Below are 9772 nucleotides of genomic sequence, written 5' to 3'. Positions count from 1 at the left end.
GAGGAGAAGTGTATGTGTCTGTTCAGAAAATATTGGAATAAATTATCGAGATTGTTTAATAGGCAATTAGATTATTTTTTAGATAATAAGTTATTACCTGCTGTGGAAAGACTTTTATTTTCACAAAACTTCGCGAGATTTATTCAAAGAAACTCTAAGCAAGCTACTGAAGAAGTTATTGAATCAAGTAGATTTCAATCTATTATTTGTAACATTTTAAAAGAATGTACTACATCACCTTTTAAAGAAATTGCAGAGCAGTATTTAGGTAAAAACGTAGAAATTACTGTGACAGTGGGACAGTTAACAGGCGTTATTGTAGCAGTTGGTGATGACTTCTTAACATTGCAAGAAGGAATAGGAACAGAAGTTTTATTACCATTTACAAGTATTATATCAATTAAAGAAGCGTAAGAAAGGAGCGTTATATATGTTATTTACTGATGAATTACGTAACCATGTTGGGGAACTAGTGCAAGTTGTGACAGCTGTAGAAATCATTGCAGGCGTTCTTTTATCTGTGACGGATGGGGCAGTAATTGTTCGTACTTCTCCTTCTTATGGACCACCAGAAGATGTAGTTGTGCGTATTCCTATTATTGCTTATGTTCGCTTGGAAGGGTAAGAGTGATACAAGTATGAGAGTGTCAGTTGTTATTCCAGTGCATAATGAAGCAAGTACTTTATCAAAAGTTTTAGTAGAAGTAAGAAAGCTCGAACCATATGAAATTATCATAGTAGATAATGGATCGACAGATGGTACGAAAGAAATAGCGCTACAGCATAATTGCCGTGTGATTTATTATAGATATTCCCTTGGTAATGATGTGGGACGGGCAATTGGTGCTAGAGAAGCAAAAGGTGAAATTGTTTTATTTTTAGATGGTGATATCGTCATGAAAAGTGAAGAATTATACAATTTTATTAAAGGAATACAGCAAGGACATGAGATTGTTTTAAATAATTTAACATGGTCCGTTTATTTGAAGATGAGACCGCATTATACGACGGTTGGAAAATATATGTTAAATCGTTATTTGAACAAGAAGGAGTTTGTTGTAGGATCTTTAATTGCAATACCACATGCGATAAGTCGTAAAGTGATTGAAAAACTGGGGTGGTGGAATTTAGCAGATCCAGCATTATTTCAAGCGATGGCGATGTCTAGAGGAGTAGATATTTCTGATATGGCTTCAGTTGATGTCATTTACACAAATAAAGTTCGTCCTGTCCATACGGGCACATCACCTGGCTCTCCTTATCCGAAAGCGACTAGTCGTATTATGGGTGATCATTTGCGTGCTTTACAATACGTAATCGAAACATACGGTAATCGCGGTGGTTTTTCAGAGGACAATAGAGATAGAGCGTTTGTAGGAAAGTATAAACCAGTTTTATTACAAAAGAAAAAAGCGAAATATAGTGCCATTATCCCGGTATCAGAAGAAAAAATAATTATAAGGTCTGTTATACAAGAAGTGAAAGAAGCAGGTGTAGATGAAATTATAGTTGTCGCAAATGGAGCAGATGTTGAGACTGTTAAACAGGCAAAGCTAGAGAATGTTATTGTAGTTGAATTTACGAAGGCGCTTGGACATAATGTAGCACGAGCAATAGGGGCTATGCATGCTACGGCAGATATTTGTTTATTCGTTGATGGTGATTTTGTTATTCCAGCAAAAAAACTCACTCCATTTTTACATGCTGTTGAAGATGGAAATGACGTGGTGTTAAATGATTTACAATGCTTATTAGATATGTTTCATCCAGCAGATCCAATTAGTATGGGAAAATACTTTTTGAATTTGGTAGCGAAAAGACCAGATTTATGGAATAACTCACTAACTGCTGTACCACATGCCATGCATAAGAAGGTAATAGAGAAAATAGGATATGACTCCCTTATCATTCCGCCATTAGCACAAGTGAAAGCTATTTTAGAAGGATTCTCTATTACAACAGTAGAGTTAGTAGATGTTATAAAAACAAATCGAGTACGTCCAGAGCAACACGAATTTGTAAATGGGCGTATTTCAGCGTTTGATCGTATTTTCGGTGATCAACTTGAGGCGGTTACGTATTTATTACAACGTACGGACGAACGTGGTGGCTTTACTGATGGAGATAGAGATAGAGATATCATTCAACAATTGAGAAGGGAAGAAGAGAATACAAATGAATAGTAGTAAAGTAGCTATTATTGGGTTAGGGTATGTTGGCCTTCCTTTAGCGGTACATTTTGCAGAAAGAGGGCATACAGTACTTGGATTAGATAAAGATATTAGAAAAATAGACTCAATTATAAAAGGAGAAAGTTATATTCCAGATGTTTCTTCTAAAGAGTTACAAAGTTTATTGACGAAAAAAAAATTAACAGTAAACACACCGGATCAAGGCATTGCTGATTTTCAAAGTAGTGATTATGTTATTGTCACTGTCCCGACTCCAATTAATGAACAAAGAGAACCAGACTTAAGTGCCCTCATTTCAGCTTCGCATTATATACAACAAAACCTTCAAAAAGGACAAACCTTCATTTTTGAAAGCTCCACATATCCAGGCACACTTGAAGAAGTCATCATACCTATTATTTCTCAAAATAGTAACAAGGTAGGGGAAGATTTCTATATCGGATATTCCCCTGAGAGAATTGATCCAGCAAATAGTCAATATTCAGTTCAAGCTATTCCAAAAGTTATTAGTGGACAAACAGAAAAGTGTAGACAAAAGGTAAAGGATTTATATAGTACCATTTTTGACGAAGTTGTACCTGTTAGCTCTCCGAAAGTAGCAGAGATGTGCAAGCTATTTGAAAATATTCAGCGCTTAGTTAACATTTCTTTAGTAAATGAACTAAACACACTATGTGAAAGTTTAGGCATTGATTTTTATGAGGCCATTGAAGCGGCATCTACAAAACCATTTGGGTTTACTCCATATTGGCCAGGGCCAGGGATAGGGGGACACTGTATTCCAGTAGACCCTTTATATTTTCAATGGAGAATAAAAAAGAATGGGGCAATTAGTCAATTAATTGAGGCAGCACATATAATTAATGAAGAAATGCCAGAGAAAATGGTCCGGAAAGTAAAAAGTGTGGTGCAATCACCTGCAACGGTGTTAATTGTAGGGATTGCGTATAAAAAAGATGTAAATGATTTGAGAGAATCACCAGCGTTACCGATTATTCAATTATTAAGAAATCAAGGATACGAGATAGAATATCATGATCCTTATATTTCTTTCGCGGAAATTGGAGATAAGGTGTATCAATCTGTTTCTTTAGATGAAGAAAAAGTTAAAAAAGCGGATTGTATTTTAATTTTAACGGATCATTCTAATATTGATTGGAAGCTTTTTAAAGGAATGGACCGAGTAATAGATACACGCGGGATTGTAAAGAAGGTGAGTAAATGAGTAAGAAATGTTTAATTACAGGTGGGGCCGGATTTATCGGGTCGCATTTAGCTGAAGAGTTGATGAGAAGAGGTTATGAGGTCACTGTTGTGGATAACTTTTATAAAGGTAAAAATAAGTACCATAAAGAGTTAATGAAAAAAATCCGTGTTATTCCAATAAGTGTTTTAGATAAAAATTCTATTTATGAATTAGTAGATCAGCATGATGTCGTGTTTCATTTAGCAGCAATTTTAGGTGTGAAAACAACAATGGAAAAAAGTATAGAGCTCATAGAAACGAATTTTGATGGGACGAGAAATATTTTACAAGCAGCGTTAAAAGGAAAGAAGAAAGTAGTTTTTGCTTCTACTTCAGAAGTATATGGTAAGGCCAAGCCGCCTTTCTCTGAAGAGGGAGATCGATTATACGGGGCAACTTCTAAAATTCGTTGGAGTTATGCAGTTTGTAAAACGTTGGAAGAGACATTATGTTTAGGATACGCATTAGAAGGTTTACCGGTAACGATTGTTCGATATTTTAATATTTATGGTCCAAGAGCGAAAGATGGTCCGTATGCAGGGGTAATCCCGCGATTTATTAGTGCGGCTTTGCAAGGAGAAGACATTCTCGTATATGGAGATGGAAAGCAGACACGTTGTTTTACGTATGTGAGTGATGCGGTAGAAGCAACAATTCGGGCAATGGATGAGAAGGTAAATGGTGAGATTATTAATATAGGTTCTGAGAATGAACAGAGTATAAAAGAAGTAGCAGAAGTAATTAAAAAATTAACGAATTCTTCTTCGAAGATTGTACAAGTGCCTTTTGAAGAAGTATATCCTCATGGTTTTGAAGAAATTCCAAATAGAAGACCAGATGTAACAAAATTAAAAAAGCTTGTTCAATTTCAGGCGAAAGTAACGTGGGAAAACGGATTGAAGGAAACAATTAAGTGGTTTCGTGAACAAAACAATGGCTAAGTCATTATCTGTTATTATTCCTGCATGTAATGAGGTCGATACGATTTCAGACGTTATTCAATCGGTAAGACCATTAAATCCAGTAGAAATTATTGTAGTAGCAAACGGTTGTAATGATGGAACAGAAGATGTTGCAGATCGTTTAGGGTGTAAAGTAATCAAACATACAGAGCTACTAGGGAACGATGTTGGACGTGCAGTCGGCGCAAAACATGCGATAGGTGATGTATTACTATTTATAGATGGTGATTTTGCTATTCAAACTTCAAAATTAAAATTATTCCTTAATCCGATTTTATACGATCAGGCAGATGTAGTTTTAAATAATTTGGATGCATTATTTTTAAAAAGGCAAAAACCTACTTCTATTACAGTATGGCGCCAAATATTAAATGCAATGTTAGAGCGTGAAGAATTAAAAATTAATTCTTTATTAGATGTACCTCATGCGCTGACGAAAGAAGTCGTTCAAAGCATCGGATATGAATGTTTTGTTAATCCTATTGTGGCTCATTTACGCCTACTTCAAAGTAAATGGAGAATTAGTCGTCATTGCGCCATTGACGTTATTACGCCAAATAAATTTCGTCCATTCCAGCATGCTGCATATGGAACAAATCTTTCCCAATCTGAAAAAAGAATGATAGGTGATCATATAGAAGCAGTAGCGGCACGGATATTAAGCAGTGATGAGCGCGGAGGATATTATGATGGAAATAGGAAAAGGGATAGTGTCTATCATACTTTAAGTTTTGAAGAGTTTTATCAAGGATGGGGCGTCACATCTAATTTGTATAAAGGAAAGCAACTATCTGTTGTTATTCCCGTACAAGATGAAGAGAAAACAATTGGAAACGTTATAGAAGAGCTTCGCAAAATTGAACCCTTCGAAATTATCGTTGTCGTAAATGGTTCGTCAGATAAAACAAAAAAAATTGCAAAAGACAAAGGGGCAACGACAATTGTATATAAAGAAGCACTCGGAAATGATGTAGGGCGCTCACTTGGAACTTATTTTGCCAAAGGAGAAATTGTGTTATTTATAGACGGCGATTTTATTATTCCAGCGAGTGAGCTATATCCTTTTGCAAAAGCTATAGCAGATGGAAAGGACGTCGCATTAAATGATTTAAATCACTATTTAGATTTAAGAGTACCACTTCATCTTGTAACTGCATTTAAGTATGCACTAAATTTAGCTTGTGATAGAAAGGATTTAGGGGTAGGCTCACTTATTGCGGTACCTAATGCATTTAGCCAAAAGTGTTTGAAAGCAATTGGGTATAAATCTTTATTGTCACCTTGTGTAGCACAAGTGAAGGCTCTTCTGTCTGGATTTGAAATTGCATGTGTATATCGTGTTGAGGTTGATAAGATGAACCGTATTCGTCCCAGTGAACATTTCGCAAAAATAGGTCACCCTCCAGCTGTACTTCGAATTATAGGTGATCATATAGAGGGACTAGAGCAAATAATTTCATTAACAGACAATCGTGGCGGATTCTATGATGGCAATAGAAAAAGAGATGTTTTATAGAAGTAACAAAAAAGTGTACAACATGTGTACACTTTTTTGTTCTGTTATAAAAACTATAACAGATTAGGAGATAAGAGTATTACAGCTCTACAATGGGTATTGTTCTTATATTACAAAATAGGACTCGTATATAAGGATACCAAAAAAATACAATTAAGGAAAGGGTTAATTTTAAAGACTTTTAAATGAAGTTAACACTATATATATAGTAGTTTGCTCAACATTTCACAAACATGTCACAACTATTTCGTTCACTTTCGTAAAAAAGTAGTATTCTAAGTGTGTAAGCTGTTATATAAAAAATCTTAGTCCTGTACTAATCAAAAATGGAGGAGATTAGGATGACTCAAGTATTAGAAAATGTTAAAAACGCATGGGAAAACTTTAAAGGTGAAAAATGGAAAGCAGAGATTGATGTTCGCGATTTCATTTTAAATAATGTAAACGTTTTCGAAGGGGACGAATCTTTCTTAGCAGAAGCAACTGAAGCAACGAAACAACTTTGGGATCAAGTAATGGATTTAACAACGAAAGAACGTGAAAACGGTGGCGTTCTTGATATGGATACAAAAATTGTTTCTTCTATTACATCACATGCCCCTGGATACTTAAATAAAGATATTGAAAAAGTAGTCGGTTTCCAAACTGATAAACCATTTAAACGTTCTTTACAACCATATGGTGGTATTCGTATGGCAGAACAAGCTTGTGAATCTTATGGATACGAAATGGATAAAGAACTTAGTCGTATTTTTAGAGATTGGAGAAAAACTCATAACCAAGGTGTATTTGATGCATACACACCAGAAATGAGAAATGCACGTAAATCAGGTGTTATTACGGGTCTTCCAGATGCATACGGACGTGGACGTATTATCGGTGACTATCGCCGAGTAGCGTTATATGGTATTGATCATTTAATTGAAGCGAAAAAAGCTGATTTAAATTTAACTGGCGGTGTAATGAGCGAAGATACAATGCGTTTACGCGAAGAGTTATCTGAGCAAATGCGTGCACTTCAAGAGTTAAAAGAAATGGCCGCTTCTCATGGCTTCGATATTTCTAAGCCAGCAACAAACACGCAAGAAGCATTCCAATGGTTATACTTCGCATACCTTGCAGCGATTAAAGAGCAAAACGGGGCTGCAATGAGTCTTGGGCGTACTTCTACATTCTTAGATATTTACATTGAAAGAGATTTAGCAAATGGTACTTTAACAGAAGAAGAAGTACAAGAAATTGTAGATCACTTCATTATGAAATTACGTCTTGTGAAATTCGCAAGAACACCTGATTATAATGAATTATTCTCTGGTGACCCAACTTGGGTAACTGAATCTATCGGTGGTATGGCATTAGATGGTCGTCCATTAGTAACAAAGAACTCATTCCGTTTCTTGCATACATTAGATAATTTAGGACCAGCTCCAGAACCAAACTTAACTGTTCTTTGGTCTAAACAATTACCAGAGAACTTTAAAAACTACTGTGCGAAAATGTCTATTAAAACATCAGCAATTCAATATGAAAATGATGACATTATGCGCCCTGAATACGGCGATGATTACGGTATTGCATGTTGCGTATCTGCAATGAGAATCGGTAAACAAATGCAGTTCTTCGGAGCTCGTGCAAACTTAGCGAAAGCATTATTATATGCGATTAACGGTGGTAAAGATGAAAAATCTAAAGCACAAGTTGGTCCTGAGTACGCACCAATTACTTCTGAAGTATTAAATTATGAAGAAGTTATGCATAAGTTTGATATGACAATGGAATGGTTGGCGGGTCTATATTTAAACACATTAAATGTTATCCATTACATGCATGATAAATATAGCTATGAACGTATTGAAATGGCACTTCATGATACAAACGTTCTTCGTACAATGGCAACAGGTATTGCTGGTCTATCTGTAGTAGCAGATTCATTAAGTGCAATTAAATACGCAAAAGTAAAACCAATTCGTGATGAAAATGGTATTGCAGTTGACTTCGAGATTGAAGGAGATTTCCCTAAATACGGTAACAATGATGATCGTGTAGATGAGATTGCTGTAAATCTTGTAAAAACATTTATGAATAAACTTCGTAAACATAAAACATACAGAAATTCTGTTCATACAATGTCAATCTTAACAATCACATCTAACGTTGTATACGGTAAGAAAACTGGTAATACTCCAGATGGCCGCCGTACTGGAGAACCATTTGCACCAGGTGCGAACCCAATGCATGGACGTGATACAAAAGGTGCATTAGCTTCATTATTATCTGTGGCTAAATTACCATATGAAGATGCACAAGATGGTATTTCTAATACATTCTCTATTATTCCGAAAGCACTTGGTAAAGAAGATGATGTACAAGTACGTAACTTAGTATCAATGCTTGATGGCTATGCAGTAAAAGAAGGCCACCACTTAAATATTAACGTATTTAACCGTGAAACATTAATGGATGCAATGGAACATCCTGAGAAATATCCACAATTAACAATTCGCGTATCTGGTTACGCTGTAAACTTTATTAAATTAACTCGTGAACAACAAATTGATGTAATTAACCGTACAATGCATGAAAGCATGTAAATGAAAAAAGTGTCCCTTCGCTCTTAATATATAGCGAAGGGAGGCTGTTTCAATAAAGGAGGAAGTAACATGGTAAAAGGAAGAATACATTCTGTAGAGTCTTGTGGTACTGTTGATGGCCCAGGGATTCGTTATGTCATATTTACACAAGGGTGTTTATTACGTTGTCAATATTGTCATAATGCTGATACGTGGGAAATCGGTAAAGGTAAAGAAATAACAGTTGAAGAAGTGATGCAGGATGTGACATGTTACCTTCCATTTATTGAAGCTTCCGGAGGCGGTATAACAGTTAGCGGTGGAGAGCCATTATTACAGCTAGACTTTTTAATTGAGTTGTTTAAAAAGTGTAAAGAGGCTGGTATCCATACAACAATCGACTCTTCTGGTGGTTGTTATTCTGAGGAACCAGAATTCCAAAATAAGCTAGATATTTTAATGGATTATACAGATTTAGTTTTATTGGATCTGAAACATATCGATTCCAAAAAGCATCGTAAATTAACAGGGAAACCAAATGAACATATTTTACAATTTGCTCGTTATTTATCGGATAAGAATAAACCGATTTGGGTACGACACGTATTAGTTCCTGGTGTTACGGATAATGAAGAGGATCTACAAAAACTATCTAGCTTTATTCAAAGTCTGTCTAATGTTCAAAAAGTTGAAGTGTTACCATATCATAAGCTTGGTGTATATAAATGGGAGGCGCTTGGACACAAGTATCCACTCGCAAATGTAGAACCACCTACTGAGAAAAATGTAGAACATGCTAAATATATTTTACAAGCGGTCTAATCCAAATATTGGATTAGGCTTTTTGCTTTCTTTACAATAAAATCTAGAGTATATATTGATAAAAGAGTATACTGAAAATAGAATATCCATAATTTTGTACGGAATAAATGGAGAAATTTACATAATTGTAAAGGGAAATCAAAATAGTAAAAAGAATTAAGAAGTAAAAGAGTGAGTATCATGGAATAGAGAACATTTGTAAGTTATTGCGAAAGCTCTTATAGGAAAGTATAATGTAAAGATATGAGCACAGATAGGATTAAGGGGTCAATCTTATATGCTTTGCATATCCACGACAGGTACATAGCTGAAAGGGAATTATTAGAATCTGTTTATGTAATTTTTAAGGAAAATGTTTTTCCTATTGTCGTATATGCAATATGGAGAAACAAAAAGCTAGGAGTGGATTTGTTTGATAAAAAACCCCAAGGTTTTAATATTAACTGCACATTACGGTAATGGTC

General features: G+C 35.2%; 8 protein-coding genes and 1 pseudogene. All 9 read left to right on the top strand.

The genetic code is table 11. The annotated features are described in order from the left end of the window. Window positions 1-12: 12 nt before the first annotated feature. Window positions 13-414, top strand: coding sequence for a hypothetical protein (locus ABWK52_RS11040; protein WP_000335548.1), 402 nt, complete (start codon window positions 13-15; stop codon window positions 412-414). A 16-nt stretch (window positions 415-430) separates the two neighbouring features. Further along, window positions 431-625: a hypothetical protein gene (locus tag ABWK52_RS11035; RefSeq protein ID WP_000899469.1), complete on the top strand. Its 195-nt coding sequence runs from the start codon at window positions 431-433 to the stop codon at window positions 623-625. Window positions 626-638: 13 nt separating this feature from the next. After that, window positions 639-2183: a glycosyltransferase family 2 protein gene (locus tag ABWK52_RS11030; RefSeq protein WP_001266461.1), complete on the top strand. Its 1545-nt coding sequence runs from the start codon at window positions 639-641 to the stop codon at window positions 2181-2183. Next, window positions 2176-3417, top strand: coding sequence for a nucleotide sugar dehydrogenase (locus ABWK52_RS11025; RefSeq protein WP_001088931.1), 1242 nt, complete (start codon window positions 2176-2178; stop codon window positions 3415-3417). The genes ABWK52_RS11030 and ABWK52_RS11025 overlap by 8 nt, the downstream gene beginning before the upstream one ends. Continuing rightward, window positions 3414-4379 (top strand): NAD-dependent epimerase/dehydratase family protein, encoded by a 966-nt coding sequence (locus tag ABWK52_RS11020; RefSeq protein WP_000037023.1) that lies wholly within the window; start codon window positions 3414-3416, stop codon window positions 4377-4379. The genes ABWK52_RS11025 and ABWK52_RS11020 overlap by 4 nt, the downstream gene beginning before the upstream one ends. Then, window positions 4372-5916 (top strand): glycosyltransferase family 2 protein, encoded by a 1545-nt coding sequence (locus ABWK52_RS11015; protein ID WP_002100715.1) that lies wholly within the window; start codon window positions 4372-4374, stop codon window positions 5914-5916. Before ABWK52_RS11020 ends, ABWK52_RS11015 begins: the two co-directional genes overlap by 8 nt. Further along, window positions 5885-6105: pseudogene (locus tag ABWK52_RS11010) on the top strand (hypothetical protein). Before ABWK52_RS11015 ends, ABWK52_RS11010 begins: the two are co-directional and overlap by 32 nt. 152 nt (window positions 6106-6257) lie before the next feature. Continuing rightward, window positions 6258-8507, top strand: a complete 2250-nt coding sequence (gene pflB / locus ABWK52_RS11005) for a formate C-acetyltransferase (protein WP_000195464.1) — start codon at window positions 6258-6260, stop codon at window positions 8505-8507. Between the two features lie 69 nt (window positions 8508-8576). Further along, the gene (gene pflA, locus ABWK52_RS11000; RefSeq protein ID WP_000238467.1) at window positions 8577-9308 is read left to right on the top strand and encodes a pyruvate formate-lyase-activating protein; all 732 of its coding nucleotides are present in this window, start codon (window positions 8577-8579) and stop codon (window positions 9306-9308) included. Window positions 9309-9772: the final 464 nt, after the last annotated feature.

This window comes from Bacillus sp. AP50 (genome assembly GCF_040492675.1).
Classification (GTDB): domain Bacteria; phylum Bacillota; class Bacilli; order Bacillales; family Bacillaceae_G; genus Bacillus_A; species Bacillus_A cereus.
Note: the sequence above shows the minus strand (reverse complement) of the source record. Positions and strands in the feature narration are given on the sequence as shown.

Coding starts and splice junctions, on each gene's coding strand:
- ABWK52_RS11020 (WP_000037023.1), top strand. CDS start 3,414: ATGAGTAAGAAATGTTTAATTACAGGTGGGGCCGGATTTATCGGGTCG.
- ABWK52_RS11015 (WP_002100715.1), top strand. CDS start 4,372: ATGGCTAAGTCATTATCTGTTATTATTCCTGCATGTAATGAGGTCGAT.
- pflA (WP_000238467.1), top strand. CDS start 8,577: ATGGTAAAAGGAAGAATACATTCTGTAGAGTCTTGTGGTACTGTTGAT.
- ABWK52_RS11040 (WP_000335548.1), top strand. CDS start 13: ATGTGTCTGTTCAGAAAATATTGGAATAAATTATCGAGATTGTTTAAT.
- ABWK52_RS11030 (WP_001266461.1), top strand. CDS start 639: ATGAGAGTGTCAGTTGTTATTCCAGTGCATAATGAAGCAAGTACTTTA.
- ABWK52_RS11035 (WP_000899469.1), top strand. CDS start 431: ATGTTATTTACTGATGAATTACGTAACCATGTTGGGGAACTAGTGCAA.
- pflB (WP_000195464.1), top strand. CDS start 6,258: ATGACTCAAGTATTAGAAAATGTTAAAAACGCATGGGAAAACTTTAAA.
- ABWK52_RS11025 (WP_001088931.1), top strand. CDS start 2,176: ATGAATAGTAGTAAAGTAGCTATTATTGGGTTAGGGTATGTTGGCCTT.